Genomic DNA, 22,499 nt, shown 5'->3' with positions numbered 1-22,499 from the left:
GCAGGGTGATTCCATTTCCTTCCACTTAACCCGTGAAAGGAAATGGCCCATGCCAACCCATCAACTGCTCAACGGCCTGTCGGGCAACCTGCAATCGAGTGATGCCTGGGGCCGACAGCAAGCCCTGGAGCAGATCCGTGAAACCCTCACGCGCACACTGAACACCCTGAGCCCTGACCAGCAGCGCGATTATGTGCGGCTGCAACGCAATGCCCTCCAGGCCCTGAAAGCGGTAGAGACAGAAAACAACGCCCTGATCGGCACGTTCAAGACGTGGGGGCAGGCCCAATTGCGCGCGCGCATCGGCAACCAGGACCCCAAGCGCGTCTTCCTGCACACGCGCTACCTGGAACAGGTGCAGCCGCCGATGCCCTGGGAACCGCGCACCAGTTCCACCAGCCTCTCCCGGGAACGGCGGCGTTTTCGCCGGGCATACGATGAATGGAAATACCGCTCCCATGTGTCCACCCTTTCGTTGTGGGACGCCGCGTGCCTGAACTTCGACTTCACCACGGGCACACCGCAACGCCAGGGCAGTACCTTCGTCGATGCCTCCTACTTCACGGGCAATGAAAACCCGGTGTTGACCGTTCAGGGTTTTGTCGAGATCGCCCGCGAGCTGGACCTGGGCGGGCAACTGCAACGCACGCTCGATGCAGCCCTGGGCCGGGACGGAAGACTGCAACAGTTGCTGCAGGACAGCGCCCGTGCCTGCCTGCTCTTCGAAGCGTTGGAAGCCTATCGCAACCGCGCCGTGACAGGCGTCACCCTTGAACTCTACCACCGCCTGACCCAGGCCATTGAGGGCAGTGGCGCGGCGCTGGAATTCGAAACACTTGGGATGAGCACCGGTATCACGCTGCTGCCGGCGGTGCCGTTCGTGCCTTCCGACGAGACCATCCCGGTGCCGCTGCTGCTGATCCGGGTGGGCAGCCTCGGGGTAGTGTCCTACTTCCCGTTCCGTCCCGGCGGTGCGCTGCACTATCACGTCGACAGCAACGCGGCCCACGCGCACTTCATGCAGCAACTCAAGGACAGCCACCGCCGACATGACCTGGGCTGGTTTGCACGACAACTGCCCGTGACCGAAATGACGGCGTTCAAGCGCCTCGACCAGCAGGAGCGACGCCCGGAGCACCTCAGCGCCCTCGCCGGCTTCCTGTACGACACGTTCCATCGCCTGTTCCCGGCCAAGACCCTGGACAGCCTGCGCTTCAGCCCAGACCCCAGGCACGGGCGTCCCGAAACCCTGGTGCAAGCCCTCACTTACCGTCACGTCCAACACTACCAGGCCAATCTTTCCACCCTGGCCACCAGCCGCTCGACCCGCGACTTGCAGGCCGTCATGGACGGCGCTGCCGCCATCGCCGACGAAATCCTGCAATTGCTGCTGACGCCCATGCCCGGCGGCGTCACCGGCCTGAACCGGGTGATGCAGGTGGTGGTATTCGGCAGCCTCACCTACAGCACGATCGTGGGTATCAATGAAGCCGCGAAGGGCCAGGCCATGGACTTTGCCGCCGCATTGGCGGACGTGATGGACCTGGCGATCAACGGTCTGTTGATCACCACCGCCGGGCGGGTGCATCGGCTACGCATCCAAGGTTTGCTGCAACGCCTGGGCAACCCGCAAAAGCTGATGCGCAACGACGACACCGGGGTGCTCTGGAAACCGGACATAGGCCCCTACGCCATTCTCGATCAGAACCTGCTCAATGGTCAGACGCCCAATGCCCAGGGCGTGTACCAGATCAACGGGCAGCAGTACGCCTGGTTGAAGTACGGTGAAGAGCGACGCGTCGTGGAAATCAGCCATGACGCCAAGACTCTCAGGTTCGTGCTCAAGCAGGACAACGGCAGCGATGCGGCGCCGCCGATCGTGTTCGACCCCGCCTTGCAAGCCTGGACCCTGGACTTGAGAAACGCCCATGACCTGTCCGACGTGCAACTGCTCGAGCGCATGCTGCCCAATGGCTCAAGCCCGGTGCCCAGGCTCGACATGGAACGCATGCTGCGCAGCATCTCCCCCAGCCGCGCCACCCTGGACAACGTCTGGGCCGGCGCGCCTGCCCCCGTCAACCTGACCGAAGGCGTCAGGCGCCTGCAGGTTGACCGGCTCATAGACCAGTTGATCAGCGACTTTCACCGCCGCGGCCACCTGCCGCCCCATGCCGATGGGGCGGTGCTGTGCCTGTTGCCTCACGTGCCCGGCTGGCCAGCAGATGCGTCCCTCCGGGTGCATGACGCCCAAGGCACGCTCATCGAAACCTATGCCGCCGCCGATACCCCACCGGCCACGGGCACCGTTATCAAGCTCAAGCGCCGCGACGATGGCACCTATATCGCCCTGGACGGTCCGGACACCACCGTCGTCTCCCAGGAGCCGTTGTTCGAGCTGATCCTTGAGCAACAGCCTTCCGGTTCGGTACTGGGCAAAGAAGGCAGCCCGCACTTGACCACGGCGCAACGCATCGCCCGCGTGCGCCTGCAAATCAGCGAGCTGGCCCAGGCCCGGCGGTTGGCGCTGTTCAGCGCGCTGTACCGCTACGCCGGCCAGGCCCGGCATGAAGTACCGGCCAGTGATCCCGCACGCCTCTTTACGCCACTGAAGGTCGCGCCTCCTTTGGTGGAGGTCACGCCTGTGCTGAAGACACTGCGCGAGCGATTCGCACCGTTGACCCCGGCAAACCTGGCGCAACTGCTCAACGACATGCCCTTGAGTGAGCCTGAGCAGGCGCGCTTGCTTCAGACCGGCAAATTGCCGCAGGCGCTGCACGAGCACCTGGAGCATCACCGGACCGCGCTGCGCATCGATGTGGCCATCGACGGCCTTTACCACCGCCGCGCATCCAATCCGGACACCGATCGATGGGCGCGGGAGTTCGCTGTCAGCCTGCTACGCGACGCCCTGGGACGACATTTCGTGGTCACCGATATGAGCAGCGGCGATCCCAGGCAACGTTACGAATCCAGCGGACCCGACGACACCACGGTGGAATTGCTGTTCTACGGCGAAGGTCGCTACGAAGCCTACGACATGCGTAACGGCGGGCCGATCCCGGTATCACCGGCTGTCGACAGTTTCTACCTGGCCATCGGCTCGGTGCTGCAACCCCACGAACGCTTGAAACTGGGTATGCAATCCGCTTCCGATGCCCAGGGGTTGCGCACCACCCTGGGTGACCTGATGAGCGCCCAGCGCGGCCCTAGCGGCTATGTCAGTCTGCTGGACCTTTCGTTGCACCAGTACGAGCAGAACGTGGTGCTGCCGGCACACTTGCAAGCGGGCGCCAATGGCTTGTATGACCTGGACGGGCAAACCCTGCTGCCGCTCTATGGCTCGTTGTATCCGGTTGTCTATGACAACAGCCTGCGCAAGTGGCGGCTCAAGCACCCGGAAAAAATCGGCGTCGACACGCCCACTCTGGAACACAACCGTCGGGGCGCATGGCGCTTGTCCACCGAGAACCCGATGATCTGGAGCGATCATCGCCTGCTCTACCGCCTGGGTGCCCAGGACTACAACGTGGACGAAACCACCGCCGCGCGCATCCTGAAAATCACCGATACGCCGGCTCGGGCCCTGCGCGAGGTGCACAGCGCTCAACTGCCACCACCACCTTTGCTGGAAGACACCTGCAAACGCTTTCGCATCGAGCGCGACATTCTTCACTTTATCCAGGCGATGACCACCTATTCTGCCCAACAGAATGCGCGACCGTCCTTGCAACTGCAGCTCGCCAGCCACTTGCCTACCTGGCCGGACAGCCACAGCCTGGAGGTTGTCGACGACAACGGCCGCGTGATCAGCCAATACCGCTATCACCCCACCACCGAGAAAATACGCCTCACGGAGGCCGAAAGCCGCAGTCGCGAACCGTTGAAAAAGCTGGTGCAGAACGACGCCTTGACTCGCGCCTTGCTCGGCGAACTCCCGGCCACCCAGGAAGAACGCCTGTTCAAACTGGCCAAGACCATCGCCGAATATGCCTACCGCGAACGTGCGCAACTGTTCGACAACCTGTACGCCCAGAGCGAGCAGGGCGGCAACCGGCTGGAACAGCGCTTGAAATCCAATTTCCCGCAACTGCCCCGTAGCGCGGTCAGGGCCATCCTCGACCAGGCCACGCCGCAGGAACTCAAGCAACTGCAGGACCATAGTCAGGTCGGCCTGCGCCTGGTCGAACAGGCCCGGCTCACCGCCGACGATATGCGCCTGAACCGCGCCTACGAAGGCCTTTACCTCAGGACCCTGGCCAACCCCGACAGCGAAAGGATCATTTTGCATCTGCTCAAGGAGCTGCCCGGCTGGCCCCGGCAATTACGCCTGGACATCCACGACGGCAACGCCAGGGGCCGTCTGCTGGAGAGCGCCGGTCACCTCACCGGTATCGACCGACGCACCCTGGCGCGATTCAACGGCGGATTCCATGCCTATGACAAACAAGGCCGCTTGCTCAGCGACCCCGCCGAGGTCGGCAGCGACCTGTTGAGCGCCATCGCCCTGTTGCTGTCGGAAACCGAGTGCCGGACCCTGGGCATCGCCGACAGCGTTGACCTGTCCCCCCTGCGACACGCAATTGCCGAGCTGGCGTTGAACCAGCGCATTGCAATCAAGGGCCTGCTCGGCCTACGGCATATACCGCCGTGGCTGCAACCGCCGATGCAGGTGGACAGCTCGTTCATCGCCTATCCGTTCTCATTGAGAGGGCTATGGCCATTCGGCGGGGACCGGCCGGTGAACCTGGTCAGTAAAGTCCGCGAGCTTTACCCCAGTTTCAGCCACGCCAGGGCGCAAGAGTTGATCAACGGCCTGGGCATGAGCGAACCCGCCGCCCTGATCGAACTGCAACGCCGCAAAGCCGAGTATCAAGCCCTGCAGTTCGAATTGCAGCGCTGGATCGATACCCCCCAGGCCGTCGATGATCCGAACACCGATCCGGTCGGTTGGAACTACGGCGTGCGCAGGCAATTGGCCGACCGCATCCTGCGGGCCTGGCGCCAGGAAACACGCGCAGCCTATGACGGCGATACGGGACTGTTCGACACTCACCAACTGGTGCTGCGCCTGGACGGCAACAGCTTGCCCGACGCTGATTTCATCTTGAGCAACCGTAGCTTCGAGCACATTGAATACCTGCGCATCGACGGCGACGCCTTCCCGCAGACCGGCAACGCCTTCCTCGGCAAATTCACCGGCCTGACCCATCTGAAAATCGACTGCATGCTCAATGAGCTGCCCGCCAGCCTGACGCAGATGACCCAGCTTGAGAACCTTGACCTGAGCGACAACACTATCGTGCTGACGGCCGAATCCCGCCAGCGACTGGCCGGTATGACGCGACTGGCCGAGCTCCACCTGGATGGCAACCCCCTGGGCCTGACCCCGGATGTCTCCCGAATGGCCCGCCTGCGCGTGCTCTCGTTGCGTCAGACCAACATTGATCAGTGGCCCATCGGCGCCGACACCCGCAGCAGCCTGCGCACCCTGTTGTTGCAGGAAAACCGCTTGACCACGGTACCTGACGCAGTGCTTTCCGACGTGCGCATGGGGCCGACCAACCGCAACACCATCCTGCATGACAACCCGTTGAGCGAAGCTACCCTGGCCAGGATTCGCGAATACCGTCATCGCACCGGCATCGTCATCGGTGGCGCATTGCCGGGGATCTTGCACCAACAGGCCATGTCCAGGGAATTCAGCCGCTGGCTGGCCGGTGTTCCTGTCGCACAGCACAGTGCACGGCAACAGTTATGGGAGCAATTGCAACACCACGAGGGGGCGAGGTCGGATGACGCGTTCCGGGTACTGCGCGACCTGGTCCAATCCTATGCCTACACCCACAGTCCGGCCAGCCAGCAAGTCCTGACCACCAGGGTCTGGCACCTGCTCGAGGCCATGGGCCAATCAACTGAGCTGCGCGAGCGAATTTTCCTGAATACCTATGTCGCCGGTACGTGCGGCGATGGCGCCATCCTCGCCTTCATCGATATGGAGATTCAGCACAAGGTCCACCAGGCCCGGTCCCAGGCCGGCAGCAACCAGGCCGACCGGGATCTGCTGGCGCTTGCCAAAAGCCTGTTCTACCTGCGCCAGGTGGACCAATTGGCCGATAGCCACATCCAGGGACTGCGTGACGCCGGGGTGGAGCCGGACGATGCGGAAATCAAGCTGTATTACCGGCTGCGTTTTCTGCCGCAATTCGAACTGCCGATCCAACGCGAAGAAATGCTGTATGCCGTCGAGGACTGGGTTGATGAAAGCGACATCGCCGCCGCCCGCCGCCACCTGGAAGACTTGAGCAAGACCCAGGCGGCGCAGAACGCACTACTGATGGAGGAGTTCTGGATCGAGTACCTGGCCCGCAGTTACCCGGAGCCCTTCTCGACCATTGAGAACGTAGTGAGTCACCAATTGAACAGCCTGAACCTGGAGATCCCGGACAGACGCTCGGAAGCCTACCTGGAACGTCGGCAATCGCTGGTGGAGTTGCAGATCGCCGAACGTAATCGCCTGATACGCCAGTTGACCGAAGCGGCTCAACTGGCGCAGCGGGCCCATTGAGCGTCACGCCGAACGCGTGGCACCCTGTGCGGTGTCCAGCGGTTGCAGCTTGAACACGTAGAACAACACGGTCAGCAGCACCAGGAACGCCGGCCCCACATACAGCGCCACGCGGGTGTCCGGGAAGTACGCCATCAGGCCCACCACCAGCACCAGGAACGCCAGGGCCAGGTAGGAACTGACCGGGTACAGCCACATGCGGTATTTGAGCCCTGCCCGTTCGGCGGGGCTCAGGCCTTTGCGGAACTTGAGCTGGGCCAGCAGGATCATCAGCCAGGTCCAGATCGCACCGAAGGTGGCGATGGAGGTGACCCACACAAAGACTTTTTCCGGCACCAGGTAGTTGAGCAACACGCCTAGCAGCAAGGCAAAGATCGACAGCAGCAACGCCTTGCGCGGCACGCCGTTGCTGGAGGTCTGGCCGAACGTGGCCGGCGCCTGGCCGTTCTGCGCCAGGCTGTAGAGCATGCGCCCTGTGCTGAAGATGCCGCCGTTGCAAGACGACAGCGCGGCGGTGATCACCACGAAGTTGATGATGCCCGCGGCGGTCTTGATACCGAGCCGTTCGAAGGTCATCACGAACGGGCTGCCCTGGGTGCCGATCTCGTTCCACGGATAGATCGACAGGATCACAAACAATGCGCCCACGTAGAACAACAGGATGCGCCAGAACACTGAGCCGATGGCGCTGGGAATGGTCTTTTGCGGGTTCTTCGCTTCACCGGCGGTGAGGCCGATCATCTCGACGCCCAGGTAGGCAAACATCACCATCTGCAATGACATCAACACGCCCTGCACGCCATTGGGCATGAAGCCGCCGTGGGCCCACAGGTTGGAAATCCCCAGGGCCACGCCGTCATTGCCGAAGCCGAAGGCGATGATGCCGACGCCGCCGATGACCATGGCAATGATGGTGACGATCTTGATCAGGGCGAACCAGAATTCGAACTCACCAAACGCCTTGACCGCGATCAGGTTGATGGTGCCCATGCTGATCAACGCCGCCAGGGCCCAGATCCAGCGCGGCGTATCCGGGAACCAGACGCCCATGTACACCGCCACGGCGGTGATCTCCGCCACGCAGGTTACCAGCCACAGGAACCAGTAGTTCCAACCGGTGAGAAAGCCCGCCAGCGGGCCGAGGTAGTCTTGGGCATAGCGGCTGAAGGAGCCGGCTACCGGGTTGTGCACGGCCATTTCGCCGAGGGCGCGCATGATCACCAGGATCGCCAGGCCACCGATGATGTACGACAGCATGATCGCCGGGCCGGCCATTTCGATGGCCTTGGCCGAGCCGAGGAACAGGCCGACGCCGATGCAGGCGCCCAGCGCCATCAGGCGGATATGCCGTTCACCGAGTTCGCGTTTGAGCGGGCCGCCTTGAGCGGTCTCGCCATGGGGCAGTGGGTTGCCGACTGGCATAGGGTACAACCTCATTTTGTTATTGGATTGTCCGTCGAGTCTCCAGGGCGCGGGCCGGTAAGCCGGCACCCTTGCCGAGACCGGGGCCGCCTCATGGACGGGCCCTTCTTGCCAGGCAAGATCAGCGGGGCGTGCAGTATAAAAAGCCCGGAGCAGGGTCTTTCACTATAAAAGCGAGGCAATTTAGTGGAAGTGCTCGATATCTTGCAATTTAACAGGAGCATCTGACCTACATTGAGCGGCAAAACGTCGCGGCAGGCCCGCCCCCACAACCATCGGAAGGTTCTGACTCGAAAAACACATTTCCCTCACAAGCAGCGCCCAGCGACTACGCTTCAAGCAAGTCCGATCAATCTGCGTGAATGGATCAATCGACTATGGGCGCACTGTGGCAAACCGAATCGACCAAGGCTGCGAAACCACAAGGCAGTTCGGACCCAGCGCCTTTACCCGAAAGTAAACCCCGGCCGCGCCATGGGCGTCGCCTGTTCTGGTTGATCGTGCTGATGGCGCTGATCGCCCTGGGCTTTGCCGCCGCCAGGGAGATGCGCACCTCGCACCTGCAGGCCGAGGCACTCAGCCGGCTGGCCCGCGACCTGACTTATGACGTCAGGCCCGGCCCCAGCGATGCGATCGTTTACCCCGGCGCTGGCCCATTCGATCGTCGCCTGGGATACAGCGACCTCGATACATTCCTGCCGCGCTTGCTCAAGCGCGGCTACGTGATCGAAGCCCAGGCGCGGTTTTCCCCCGCGTTGATGGACTACAGCGCCAAAGGGCTGTTCGTGCCCTACACGGAAAAAATCCAGGCGGGACTTTCCATCACCGATTGTCGCGCCGTGCCGCTGTATCGGTACGACTACCCGCAACAGTTGTACTCAAGCTTCACGGCTATCCCCTCACTGGTCGTGAACAGCCTGCTGTTCATCGAAAACCGCGACCTGCTCGACCCCGCGCAACCCCAGGCCAACCCCGCCGTGGACTGGCCACGCTTCGCCAAGGCAGCCTGGTCGCAAGTCGCCCGGCTGCTGCACCTGCCGGGCCAGAGTGCCGGCGGCAGTACCCTCGCCACCCAATTGGAGAAATATCGCCATTCGCCAGACGGGCTGACCGTATCGGGTGGGGAAAAGCTGCGACAGATGTTTTCCGCCGCCGTGCGCGCTTACCATGATGGGCCAGAGACCTTGCCGGCGCGGCAGGATATTGTGCGCGACTACCTCAACAGCGTGCCGCTGTCGGCGGTGCCGGGGCACGGTGAAGTGCACGGCATGGCCGAGGGATTGCGGGTGTGGTACGGCGCCGACTTCAACCAGGTCAACCAGGCATTGCGCGGCCCAGTGAATGCGCAGCAAGGCCTGGCGTTGCGTCAGGTGCTGTCGTTGATCATCGCGCAGCGTCGTCCTTCCCATTACCTCGCCAAAGGGCGGGACGAACTTGCCGACCTGACCGACAGCCATTTACGCCTACTGGCCCAGAATGGCGTAATCGGACCTGACTTGCTGAAGGTCGCCCTGGCGAGCAAGGTCACTTACCGCGACTGGGCACAACAACCCACGCTTCAACCGATAGAAACCAATAAAGGCATCAGTGTGGCCCGCAGCCGTTTGGCCGCATTACTGGACCGGCCGCTGTACGACCTCGACCGCCTGGACCTGTCCGCCACCACGACCCTGCAAGCGCAGTTGCAGGGCCAAGTCAGTGACTACCTCAAGCAACTCGCCGACCCCGAGTATGCACGCCAGATCGGCCTGATCGGCGAGCGCCTGCTCACTCCCGCCAGTACCGCCCAGGTGCGCTACAGTTTCACCCTGTTCGAACTGACCCCGGACGGTTCGCGGGTGCGGGTACAGACCGACAACACCGACCAGCCCTTCGACATCAACGACGGCAGCAAGCTGGAGCTGGGCTCCACCGCCAAGCTGCGGGTGCTCACCACTTACCTGCAAATCATCGCCGAGCTACACGCCAAGTACGCCGCGCAAGCGCCCGCCGCGCTGAAAAAAGTCGCCGTCGACGACCAGGACCGCCTGAGCCGCTGGGCCCTCGACTACCTGATCCAGGCCCCGGACAAATCCCTGGCCGTCATGCTCGACGCGGCGCTGGACCGCACCTACTCGGCCAACCCCGGCGAGCGCTTCTTCACCGGCGGCGGCTTGCACAGCTTCCATAACTTTCGCAGCCAGGACAACGGCCGCAGCCCGACCCTGCGCGACGCCTTGCGCGAATCGATCAACCTGCCATTTATTCGGCTGATGCGCGACGTGGTGCGCTATGTCACCTATTCGGGCGAGAACAACAGCGCCGAGTTGCTCAAAGACGACAGCGACCCGCGCCGCCAGGAATACCTCGCCGGTTTTGCTGACCGCGAAGGCACCACCTTCCTGCGCAAGTTCTGGAAGAAGTACCAGAAGAAAGATACCCAGGCACGCCTCGACACCTTCCTCGACAGCCTGCGCCCCACGCCGATCCGCCTGGCCGCCGTGCACCGCTACCTGTTGCCCGACGCCAGCCAGGTGAGCTTCAACCTGTTCGTGCGCTCACACCTGGCCGGCATCAAGACCCACGAAAAACTCACCGACGAACGCCTGCAAAAACTCTACAAGGACTACGGCCCCGGCACCTACGACCTGCCCGACCAAGGCTACATCGCCAAGGTGCACCCGCTGGACCTGTGGTTGCTCGGCTACTTGCTCAACCATCCCGAGGCGACGTTCAGCGAGGTGGTCAAGGCCAGTCAGTTCGAACGCCAGGAGGTGTACAGCTGGTTGTTCAAGAGCCGCCACCAGAGTGCGCGGGACAGTCGCATCCGCACCATGTTGGAGATCGAGGCCTTCCTCGACATTCATCAGCGCTGGCAGGCCGTGGGCTACCCCTTCGATCACCTGGTGCCATCCCTGGCGACGGCGATCGGCAGCTCTGGCGATCGCCCGGCAGCCTTGGCGGAGCTGATGGGGATTATCCTCAACGATGGTGTGCGCCCCAGGGTGCTGCGTATCGACAGCCTGTTGTTTGCCGCCGGCACGCCTTACGAAACACGCGTCGTCAACGACCCGGCGCCGGGCAAGCAGGTGATCCCGGTCGAGGTCGCCAGAGCCCTGCGCGGCGCCTTGTCCCAGGTGGTGGATGCCGGCACCGCCAAACGCGTGGCCGGCAGTTTCAAGCTAGCCGACGGCACGCCACTGGCCATGGGCGGCAAGACCGGCACCGGCGACAATCGCATCGAAACCATCGGTGCTGGCGGGCGGATCCTCAGTTCCAAGTCGATCAACCGCACGGCCACCTTTGTGTTCTACATCGGCGAACATCATTTCGGCACCCTGACCGCCTTTGTGCCGGGCGCCTCCGCTCAACAGTTCACGTTCACGTCGGCGCTGCCGGTGCAGGTGCTCAAAGGCATGGCACCGCTGCTCAATCCGTTATTACAACCGGGGAGTCCCACCATGTGCCTGGCCGCTACTCACTGATTCAAAGGCCACCGCGCGACATGCCTGGGCGAAACAGACATGTAGTGGTTATGTAGGCCCGTCATTCCCTCGGCGGCCAATAGTGTGGGCATTCGCATGCAGAGACCTGCTCTGTATGGATAACCTTATCGCTACAGGACACCCAGGCTATGCCTACACAACCCCAGACCTCTACCGAGGACCTGCTACGCCGCTTGCCTATCCGTATCACCGCCATCGAGCACCTGCTGGACGCCCAGCCGGACTTGGCGACCGTCATGGCCACCGAACTGCGCCAGGGATTAGCGAAACTGGCACCCGCCAACCCGCCGAATCCCGATACGGTTTATCTCAACGAGTACGAGATTCCCTCGCAGACAGAGCAAGGCAGCGCACCTCGCATTACCCGGACACGTAACCTGACACAGCTGCTGCAAGAAACGATTGCCACCCAAAACCTGCCGACCGAGCTGGCCAAAGAGCCGCAAACCGGTAGCGTCAGTCAAGCCGCCGGGTTCTATCCAACTGCCCATGGCACCGGACGCGACACCGAACTGGCCGCGTTGGAAATCTCGGCAGTCAGTCAGTTGATCAGCGACCTGCAACTCAACAGCCAGACGCTCTACGTGAACACACTCAAGACGTTCTGGTCGTCGCCCCACGCAAGCACCGGTGCCCTGAGCGTCCTGGCGGCCGTGAGTCAAAAGCAGCGTGAGGTATTTACGCTGGAGGCGGACCTGAAGCTGCATGATGCATGGCAACAGGTCGAAAAGGCCGAGCAGAATCTGAAGAAAACGCCTGAAGATACTCAGGTTCAAGCGGCTGTGGCCACAGCCAAGTCACACCTGCAGGTGCTGATCGAAGGCCGGCAATTGATCGAAAACCGCGTACTCCATGAAACCAAGAACAACGCCACACCGCCGCTCACACTCAGTATTGCGCTGAACGCTACGAGCCCGCCTGACTGGACCACGACGCTCAACGGCTGCTTCGTGCTCACCGAGCAACTGCATGGGGCCAGACCGACCGTCCTGTATACCCCACAATGGGGGGGTGAATTTTTCGAGAATTTCTCGTCCATGGAAAATGCCTTGCGTCTACGCCTGGTGAGAAGCGCCGAAAGAGACCTGCTGTTCGCCAACATTGCCGCCAAGGAACACGCCCGCGCCAGGAACGTGTTACGCAATGAGCAGAAATTGACCTATGCGCCGATCACCGGGCAGGTATTCAGTGCGTGTCTGCACGCTCGGCGCATCCAGCAAGAGGCCGATATCGACCGGGCCTTCGATATGTCCCACACCACGTTCGAGACCCTGGCAGCCAGCGTACGCGCCACGCTGGCACTGCCGCTCAAGGGCAACCCGGGCTTGATCGCCCGCCTGCCTGTGCAGCCTGACTTGACACAGGCATCTCCCGTCCCGCTCACCCTGCCCGACACTGCGCAACAAACGCGTCTGATACAGCAGTGGAACTCGCTCAACCAACAGCTGGACCAGGTCCTGGAAAAGCACAAACATCCCTCGCTGGGCACTGTGCTGACGTCACTGCTCAAGGAGACCTTTGCACAATTGCCTGACGATACAGGGCTGGACAGCCTGTATGTCAACCGCTACCGCATCGACAGCAAGGGCGCACGCCATTTTGAATCTTCCCGCCCATTACTCGAGGCGGTGTGTGCCTTATTGCTTTGGGACAACACTGCAGTGGAAACGGATGAGGATCACGCCACTCAAGAAGATGACGCCAACCTGGTCGAGACCTTCGCCGAAAGTGTCTTTCGCAGCGCGACCGCGTTCAGCGAAACCGACCAACTGAACCAGACCGGCACACTGTCGGACCTGGCTCACAAGCTGAAAACACGATTGGCCGAACGGGTCACCACTTACTGGCGTACGCCAATAGCACCCGAGCTGGTCTGCCCACAGGTCCGGCTGATTGATATCCAGCGCCAAATCCTGGAGGTACAGGCACGCCTGCGCGTGGCCGACAATACCCTGAGCCCGCAGGCCAAATTGCTGATTGACCGTGTGCTGCGCTACCCGACTCAGGCGCGGCGCGAAGCGAGCTTCAGTCATGGCAACCGTCCCGGCGTCTATCAATTGACCGTAGTCACCGTCCGCAACGAAGTGGCGCGCATGGCCGGCAGCTTCGTCCTGACCTTCAATGACGGTTCCAGCCCGGTCACTCCTCATTGGCCCCAAGGGCACAAAAACCTGAGTACCCAAACAGCGGGCGTTGGCGCGGTAGTGTTATATACCCCGAACATGGGCTTTGAAGAGTGTGCATCCCTGCAAGCTCTGCATGACACACTCAAAGCCCGCATCAATGCCGGCGAAGACGCCGGCAGATTGTTTACCAGCGGCCTACCGCTGTTGGGTCAGCATGGAAAAACCGGATTGTGGGGCGATGACTTGAGTCGCATATTCGCGCCGATCGCAGACGATTTTGTGGCAGACAGCATCCAGGCCTTGCTCGACAAACAGCTCTCTGACATCGAAACCATTCTGGGCCTGACTGAGAATGGCTCGGACAGCGAAAAAAATGGCCGCGTGGAGCTGGCGGAACTGGTGGATATGGCCGGACCGTTCCTGGCGCGCAACCGGCTGCTGATAGAACACTGGCGGCCGGACTGGGAAAAGCGCTTGAGCGCGGCGGACCAGAAGGCTCTGCAAGATCAAGCCGACACCACCCTGGCCAAACAGGATGAACTGGCCAAACAATGGCAAGCGCTGATCCCCACATTGGCCGAGTATGCCAAGCAACAGGTACTGCCAAAAATTCGCGCCTTGCTGGTCGAAAAAGGCCAGGGCTATCCCGCGCAGGGCATCGACCCGGACAAAATAACAGTCGTCCGTACTACCCGAATAAGGATTTCATCCGGTGCCGGCTTTGGGTCTGTGCATGAAGAGGTCAAGAGCAGCAAGATGAGCCTGACCAACCTGCTGTTGAAAAACACCAAACCGTAGCAAATGGGCTTCAACTGGAAAGAAGGCGAGCTGTTGAATGCCGAACTGACCACCGCCCAGGGAGAATGGGTGCGCGATGCCAAGGGGACCATCATCACCTTGGAGAAAGAACGTCTTGAGCAGTGGCTCAAGGACCTGGATGTTGGCCAGCAGTACGAACAAAACGTGCTCGAAAAATACCTCGCCCCTCAGGCTACGGCAGCCGAGGCCCAGGCCTTGAAACAAGCCTGGATCGCATGCCAGGCAGCTGTCCTGGACTACGCGGCCCTTGCGGCCCGGTTGAATCCTGATATCTACCGCAGCCAAATGCCCGGTGACTCCGGGCAAAAGAAAGCGGCCGCTTGGGTGGAGGCGGTGCTCGCCTCGCCATCCCCCGCGACACGGCCACGGGTCGACGGGCAGGCAGTGATCGCCAACGCGCTGATGTTCAACCCGGCCAGTAACGCGCCCGAAGGATTAGGCGGGCAGACCGTGAATGGCGTGCTGATTCTCTCCACTGACGCCGATGACATGCGGGTGCTGTATACCCCGAATGCACCCGACGGTGTGGAACTCAGGGAACTCGCCGACGAGGCCGAGCTGGTACAACTGATGCGAGGGCCGGCCTGGCTGGATTATCTTCGCGCACGCCTGCCCGCCGATACACGCTTGCTCAATCATCGTCTGGCCGCGCATCGAGGCGATGTATTGGTCGGGCTGTACCGGCAGAACTACCTGTACCTGCTGGACAAAGCCGACACTGAAAGCTTGACCAACGAAGAATTGGAGGCCCAGTCGACCCTCAACAAGGTACTGTTCGGCGTGGACGTAGCGCTGAGCGTGCTGGGCGGTTTCCCCTGGAGCGGCCAGTTGGCCTCTTCGGCCGCCAGGTTTGTCGGTCGGGTGGGGCGCACGACGGTCCATACCCTGCGCAGCCTTGGACAAACCGTGGCGGGGCTCGTCGTGCGTCGCGGGTCACGTGCGCAAACGCTGTTTGAAGTCGCAAGAGTCACCACTACGGTTGCCGGGGTAACGCGAACAACAGGCCTGGGCATCAAGCCGCTGTCCATGCTACTGCGGCCAGGGAGAAACACACTGCGTCCGGACCTGCTGAAATACCAGAACGACTTTCTGCAAGAAAGCGCCCGCCTGGTGGTGAAAGGCGGCATCCCGGCCGGTGCAGAACTGGCCGAAGGCACAGGCATCTATCGCGTCCCCGGTTCGCCCAGTACCTACCTGGTACGCAGCGTCGGCGCAAAGGGCAAAGAGCAGGTGTTCCGTATTCAGAATGCGTTCAACCTCTATGACAGCAATGGCTTGGTCGCGCCGGTACTCACACCCGCTGGAGGCGTGACCCCGTTTCGGTTGCGGCGCCTGCCGAACAAATTCTGGGAGCTGGACACCTGGCAACGCCTGCCCGGCGCCGGGCCAAAAACCGACAGTCAGGTCGCCCAAGCACTCAGGGAATGGGACGCATACGTCAAAGCCGATGCGGCGTCCTCCACCCCACAGGCCGCTCTGAACCCGGCTGTTTTTTTCACAAGTCGCAATATCCCGTTGAAAACATGGAACAAATTCGTCAGGTCAGGCGGCGAAATAACTAAACGAGGCTTGGCACGACTCAACCCTGAGGGCACTACACATCTGTCAGACAATCTGTTCATGAAATGGGTAAACATGGAGCAGACGACCAAAGAAGCGGCGGATGCATTTATAAAAACACATGGCATTCACCCAGATCGTTGGAGCGAGTTCGTCGCCTGGGGCAAGCTGAACAAAGTTGGCGAGGCCCGCAAGGCAAGACTGACGAGCCTATCCGGCGGTTATTTCACCCGGATCACCGACCAGCATTTTCAAGACTGGTATCAGTTGGCCCTTAAACCGGTAAACCAGAACGCAGACGCAGTCTGGAAATTCGCCATCGATCGTGGCATTCACCCGCCATCCTGGACGCAATACGTGAACGCCGACGGCACCTTCAACACGAATATTGGAACAGTCGCGGAGCGTGTCAACCGACTAGGCCTTGAGTTCCCCCTTGACTTGACGAAACCCGGTCCGTCCTTACCCCCCACCTGAATCGCACTCGGCTGCCACTGCAGGAGCCGGGCTCGCTCCTGCAGATTGTGGCTAAACCTCTGAATCCCAGATCACCGTGACGCTGCCTTCATGAGTACTGGCCTGTCCAGGCCGTAAAAGAAGGGATTTCCAATTGCCTGACCGATGTATGGGCACGGTGCTGGTGCCGCCCTGGCAACCCGGCAGCCAGACCCTGTGCCGGGCAACCACTGAACTCAGTCGAGGCTGAAAAACAGCCGGCGTGCCATGCCCAGCGAGAGCTTCCCGCGCTCAATCTCAGGGATGGGCTCGAACTTGCCGGTCTGCCCACGGCGAATACGCGCAAACATCGCGGCTTCGACCTCAGCCTGGTCCTCGCGGCCCAGGTATTCCTGCCCGGGTTGCTTGAGGTGAGCGGCCTCGTAAGCCTCATTCTGCCGCGTCTGCGTCTTGTAGTGGAAATGGGCAAAGCACAGCGCCCGGCCGGTGGCGACATCGGCAACCTTGTACACCTGCAGGTAATCGTTTTTGTGCTTCTTGAGCTTCACCCGCTCACCGCGACGGGTAATCTGCACTTCGCGGTGGCTATACAGGAACTCCAGCGTGTCCGGGGTGATCGGCCGCAGCTTGCTTGCGCGTATCCGTGCGTCCAGGCCGGCCGCCTCCAGGCTCGCCACTGCGGCACGTAAACGGCTGACCATGGCCTCGGCTTTAGCCTGTTGCACCACCGCTAACCGTGCGGTGTCAAGCATGCTCAATTTCTTGCGGATGTCCTCGGCCACCCATCGCCGACTGATAGCCTGTGACTCGAGCAGGTGCTGCAGGCTCGCCGGTTCATTGACGGATTCGATCATCTTCTCCACGTTCCGGATGGCTTTTTCGTCATTGGCCAGCAAGTCTGCGCCCTTCTCCATCAGGCTGCTCAGTTCACGATTGGGGCGCCGCCGCGAGGGGGGTGGCTGGGCATCCCACACCCCATCCTCGGCTTCGGTGAACGCTGCGATGACCGCACCCGAGGGGTCCTGCAGCTCGGCGGTTTCGCCGCCCGGCAGCCCTGGCGCTTCACTCAGTTGCGCCACATACAGGTCGCGATTTCGCGTGCGGATGATTTTCTTGCGCCGCGCCCCAGGTACCGGCGGGGCAGGCTTGGTCTTGGGTGCGGCCGGCACCTCCCCTTGTTGCAGCTCGTTCAACTGACGTTCGATGTGCAGATGCAGGTCTGTCAGTAACGCCTGGAGTTGTTGCAGGTACTCCACATTAAACTTGTCCGGCTCCATTGCCCGCCAGAATTCGATTTGATCGTCGGTTTGCGCGTACACCCGGTCAATGCTCTGCAACAAATCAATGCGTTCCTGGTCAGTGACCTGAAGGTGACGCAAGTCCGCCATGGAACGGTTAGCCCGGCGGGCTCGATTGATGGTTTCACTCACGCTGTCAAAAAACCCGTCCTCCAGCGGTGGCCCCGCCACATCAATGGCAATGCCCCACAAGGTGGTAAATTGCAGGGCCTGCAGATCCTGGACCGACGGCCGTGCGGGCAAGGCTGCCGTGAGCGCCTCGGCCTTGGTGCGACCCTGCTTGGGAACTTGCCGTAGTTCGTCGAGGTAGCGATCCTCCAGGGTCCGCCAGCGAATGGCGTTTTCCTGAATCCTTGCCAGTTCACGCAGGCCCTGCCCAAGGGTTGAATGGGCCTGGCGATTGATGTCCGATTGGGCCTCATCCTCGGTTTCGTCTTCCAGTACCTTGAGCACCGGATCGAGCTGTGCGTTGGTCACGACCATGTGCTCGCGTGACAGGGAACCGAGCAGTTGCGTGCTCAGTATCACCGACTCCAGAGCCTCGCACAGTTCTTGCTCATAATGCGGACGCGGCGCCAGGTCACGCAATGCGCGCAGGCACTGCAATTCCCGCTGGGCATGACCCAGCGCTTTTTCAGCCTCCTGTTGATAGTGCCGGCTGGCTTCGATGCGACGTTGCTCGGCAATCGCGCCCACGGGCTGTTCGACGACGACGCGGGCGACCGCCATCGCACGGCGCGCCCGCGCCTGGGCCAGGCGTGCCTGTTGGTAATCTTCAGTCAGGGCATCCTTGAGTGTGCTCGCTGCCTGGCGTGCCTCCTGCAGCATCGAGTCGGCTGCGCCGCCACGCAGGTGCAGACCAAGATCGACGTCCCAACGCCCCTCACCGAGGTGCTTGAGCCATGGCCCCTGGACCTCACCGGTGGCGCTGACCACCCGCACCCGCCCCTGCTGGATCTGCACCCGGTAGACATGCCCACGCACCCGCGCCCGCCACTGCGGCGGCGTGGCGGAAGAGACCTTTACCAGGCCTTGCATGGGGCCGCTGGACTCGACAAGGTCCAGCGACTCGGCGGCGGGCGGCAGCATGAGGCTCAAGGCTGTCAACCGCGCCTGCATGGCCGGGGTCAAGGTATCCCGGGCATTGGCCCACCCCAGCGGCGCGCTGAACGCCACCGGCGCATCAACCCGCACTGGCGCGACAGCCACAGGTTCGGCACGTGCCAATGGCGCGAACGCCGGGTGTTCGAGGTCCAGGTGACGCTGCAAGTCATGGGGTGCGGCCTGATGCGCCAGCACCGCTACCAGGTTTACGAGCATGTCAGTGACTGCAGCTGCTCGCGCCTGCGGGTCGGTACTGCGCACGCTCTCAAGGTCATGTTGCACGCTGTCTGCCAGTTGCAACATCCAGCCCGCCAGTGCCATCGGCCCGCGCAGGAATGGCAGCAGGTTGGTAAACAGCAACCAACCGATCGTCTTCAGACTGGCCCAACGCTGCTCGGCATTGGACTGGGACTGGCGGTCGGCCAACGCCACCAGCGCGTCGGCAGTGGCCTTGAATACCTGCTGCGTCGGGTCGCCAGGTGCCACGTGCTTGTGCAATTGCGCGGGCCCCGGCTTGGTATAGACCGCGAATTCATCCGACGGTAGAAAATGGCGGATATGCGGCTCGCTGAAACCACCGTTGGCGTACACCGCCTGGCGCCGGGGCTCCATCCAGATGAGTGCCTGCTCTTGCAGCTCGCCCGGAGCCTTGATCGCCTCGAACAACGCCGCCAGGTTTTCATACTCCTGCAACATCGGGCTCAGCAGCGGCCGGTACAACAGGTGCGGCCCATCATGCCCGGCCTGTGGCCCGATGATGAACTGGTTGGCAACCACATCCGCAGCCTGATCGGGCGCAGCCTGGAACGCCAGCGGCCACAGGGCCATGGCTTTTCCGTCGAGCAGACGTTCCGTCGGGGTGGCTTGCAACGCGGCCTGCAGGCACAGGAACCCGCTGCGGGTCAGCCCCTGCAGCCCCCTGGCCTTGTATTCCAGGGCAAGCAGCGGCAATTGATTACGCAGTTGCCGGCTGAACAGACGCTGGCGGCGAGCGGCTTCAGTGGCATCGTCCACCAGCTTGCGTCTAAGCAACTGAGGATAGAACTGCCCGATATCAACCTGTTCGATGCAGGTGCCGAGCAGGCGGTAATTCAGCCACGCAGGGGCGTTCTCGCCCTTGAGGGTGATTGCCTTGGGGGTATGGGGAAACCCGGCGAGATTTTCCAGGGCCAGTTGCACCAGGGTCACTGTGACAGGTTCGACTTCACCGGCGATGAAACCACCCGGCACCGGTACGGCGGCGGCGATCACGCGATCAAACCTGATACTGATTTCGTGTGGTTTCAGTTCGACCGTCCCTGGATGCTGCTTCAAACACGCCCGCAATTGCTCATCGGCGAATTGCTCAATGGACGGGATGCCGTCCAGGTAGTCTTGCGCCCCGTCATCGTGCCCGGTCAGCGCCCAGCCGCGCAGCAACTGTGCAAAGGCCGCGCTGTCGGTGGCATCGGCCTGGCTCAACCACAGCGGCAAGCCGGCGCGCAATCGCTGCTGATACGGACTCAGTTGCGCGACAAACCAGCCGAGGGGGTCAATGATAGCGTCCAGCAATTGCTGCAAGGCCAAGGGCGTACGCGGCACCAAGCGGTTGATACGGTCGATGTCGCGCAATTGACGCTCCAGGAAGCTGGCCGCCAAGGCATCGAAAGGGTCACCCTCCACAGGCCGGACGAACCAGTGCGCAACCTGCCCGACCGGCAACGGGTCCACCTGCCCCACTAACAGCACTCCGATATCGTCCATGCGTTCGATGGGCGTTATCCCCGACGCCGGACTATAGAGCAGCAAGCATGAACCACCTTGCGGCAACGTTCGATCAAGCACCAGCCAGGGCAGTGTGCGCACCTGGTTTTGCTGCGACAGGTGCACGGTCTGCACCCGTAGCGTCGGGCTGTCCAGGCTCCATTGGCGGTCTGGCCGGTTCGGGCGCAACAGCGCCTTGGGAAACAGCTGCGCAACGCGCGCCTGGCTCATGCCGGGCGGCGTTTGTGCGTCGTAGAACAACGCCAGCAATTCATCGGACAAATACCCCCAGCGCACCATGTCCACGGGCATTGCCTCGTGCCACCACGCCTGCAGCCGCTGGGCAAAAGCCTCCAGCAGCAAGGCGCCGCACTCATTGATCAATACCTCCAGCTCGGCGAGGCTCAGCCCACCCGGCTCAAACACTTCGCGTACGCGTCGAACCACTTGGTGGCACGCTTCTACCAGCAACATCGGCCGCGCAGACGCCAGGCGCTCCACCAGCAACTGCGCCAATGAGACATAACGCCAAGCCCCCGCGCAGGGTGAGGCTTCTGGCGTCACGAGGTGCAGCGCTCCGGCGCGCTCATTACGCGCCGCAAAATGCTGGTCCAGATAGGCCTGGGCACTGTCCTGGGCCACCGCCAGCAATGACGGTGGGTCACTGAACAAGGTTTCGATCTGTTCGATATGGGCCTGGCGTCGGGCGCTGGCAGTCATGGTCATCCGGGTATCTCCGTCGAGTAAAGCCGCACACGCTAGCTCCTTGCTTGCGCCTTACCGACGTAGACAGTTACTACGCTTGCCTCACCTCACGCCCCCAGGCTTTGTGACCTAACCCGCGTTTTGTCTGATAACCCCGATCAGTTGTCATGCCCCGGACCAGTAGCTGTCCACCGCCAGTCGCCCCCGCCGGCGCTTGAGCCCACGCTTCAGATCTCGGAGTCCCAGACCACCGTGGCCGTGCCGGAATAAGTGGTGCCGCTGCCCTGCTCGAGCATCTGCGCGACTGCATCGGCCTGGACTGCAAAGTGCAGGGTACTGGGTTTGCGGTCGATGTAACGATTGGGTTGGAAACGTTCGCTGCCGCTGCCGTCCAGGCGCAGAGGCAGGTGATTGACCGGGCGCCCGGCAGCGTCGCTCAAGCCTGCCGGTAACGTGACCGCAAGGTCCAGCGGCACCTGGTGCGTACCATTGCTTACGCTGCAGGTATTGCCCATCGGCACGCCGCATTCCAGGGTCATCTTGAAGTGGGTACTGGTCCACAGGTTGACGGTTTGGTCGCGGTACAGACGGGTCGGTTTGCGCCCGTTCTGCAGCCAGGCCTGCCAACCTCCCTGGGGCTCCAACTGCACGCGGTTGCCGCCGGGAGGCACTTCGACTTTGAAGATGTGGTCGACATCCAGCTCGAAATTAACCAGGAAGGTATTGTCGTTGGCCAGGGTGATGTCGCCAAAGTCGAAGTCCATGCCAGGGCCCACAGTGTAAAGCATCTGCCCATGGTAGGTTCCCGCTGGCATGCTCAGTGGGTTGGGGGTACGCAGTTCATAGGTAAAGTACAGGCTGGCGTAATAAAAAACAGGCAGATTAAACAAGGCCTGAGTGACGCAGGCTCCGGCGTATTCCGGCACTAGCCAGAGCCATTGAACCTGGTAACTGGTGCCATTGAGCACCCCCGTGGGCAGGCACGGTGCCGGCGCTTTATGCCAGCGACCACTGCTCCATAACGCTTCATAGCCGCCACCATTGGTGATCTGCATGACGTCCCCGCCATGACGGGCCCAACCGCCAATTCCCGAGATACGTACCTCAAGTTCGCCGGTATCACCTTTATCGTTGTTAACCGAGACGGTTCGCCATTCAGACGGTATCTTCAGGTAAACCCCCTGGCGCGGATCGTCATGGTTGGCGGCAACCGGCG

7 protein-coding genes are annotated in these 22,499 nt (G+C 61.9%); 4 read left to right on the top strand and 3 right to left on the bottom strand.

Annotation, left to right across the window (positions count from 1 at the left end; genetic code table 11):
- Positions 1 to 49 precede the first annotated feature (49 nt).
- A complete protein-coding gene (locus tag LUU92_RS05790) occupies positions 50 to 6,565 on the top strand; it encodes an NEL-type E3 ubiquitin ligase domain-containing protein (protein ID WP_257103289.1) in 6,516 nt (2,171 codons plus the stop codon).
- 3 nt (positions 6,566 to 6,568) lie between these two features.
- Here LUU92_RS05790 and LUU92_RS05785 read toward each other — a convergent pair whose 3' ends face one another.
- On the bottom strand, positions 6,569 to 7,987 hold the full coding sequence (locus LUU92_RS05785; RefSeq protein ID WP_071488673.1) for an amino acid permease: 1,419 nt from the start codon (positions 7,985 to 7,987) through the stop codon (positions 6,569 to 6,571).
- 377 nt (positions 7,988 to 8,364) lie between these two features.
- Here LUU92_RS05785 and LUU92_RS05780 point away from each other — a divergent pair, with 377 nt between their 5' ends.
- The 3 genes from LUU92_RS05780 to LUU92_RS05770 all read left to right on the top strand — a co-directional run bounded on the left by LUU92_RS05780 (position 8,365) and on the right by LUU92_RS05770 (position 16,454).
- Positions 8,365 to 11,451 (top strand): transglycosylase domain-containing protein, encoded by a 3,087-nt coding sequence (locus LUU92_RS05780; protein ID WP_257103288.1) that lies wholly within the window; start codon positions 8,365 to 8,367, stop codon positions 11,449 to 11,451.
- Between the two features lie 149 nt (positions 11,452 to 11,600).
- Positions 11,601 to 14,396, top strand: coding sequence for a hypothetical protein (locus tag LUU92_RS05775; protein ID WP_257103287.1), 2,796 nt, complete (start codon positions 11,601 to 11,603; stop codon positions 14,394 to 14,396).
- Positions 14,397 to 14,399: 3 nt separating this feature from the next.
- Positions 14,400 to 16,454, top strand: coding sequence for a dermonecrotic toxin domain-containing protein (locus tag LUU92_RS05770; protein WP_257103286.1), 2,055 nt, complete (start codon positions 14,400 to 14,402; stop codon positions 16,452 to 16,454).
- Between the two features lie 215 nt (positions 16,455 to 16,669).
- Here LUU92_RS05770 and LUU92_RS05765 read toward each other — a convergent pair whose 3' ends face one another.
- The gene (locus LUU92_RS05765) at positions 16,670 to 21,304 is read right to left on the bottom strand and encodes a hypothetical protein (protein WP_257103285.1); all 4,635 of its coding nucleotides are present in this window, start codon (positions 21,302 to 21,304) and stop codon (positions 16,670 to 16,672) included.
- A 206-nt stretch (positions 21,305 to 21,510) separates the two neighbouring features.
- Positions 21,511 to 22,338, bottom strand: a complete 828-nt coding sequence (locus tag LUU92_RS05760) for a hypothetical protein (RefSeq protein ID WP_257103284.1) — start codon at positions 22,336 to 22,338, stop codon at positions 21,511 to 21,513.
- Positions 22,339 to 22,499 lie beyond the last annotated feature (161 nt).

This window comes from Pseudomonas extremorientalis, assembly GCF_024584605.1.
Lineage (GTDB): Bacteria > Pseudomonadota > Gammaproteobacteria > Pseudomonadales > Pseudomonadaceae > Aquipseudomonas > Aquipseudomonas extremorientalis.
Note: the sequence above shows the minus strand (reverse complement) of the source record. Positions and strands in the feature narration are given on the sequence as shown.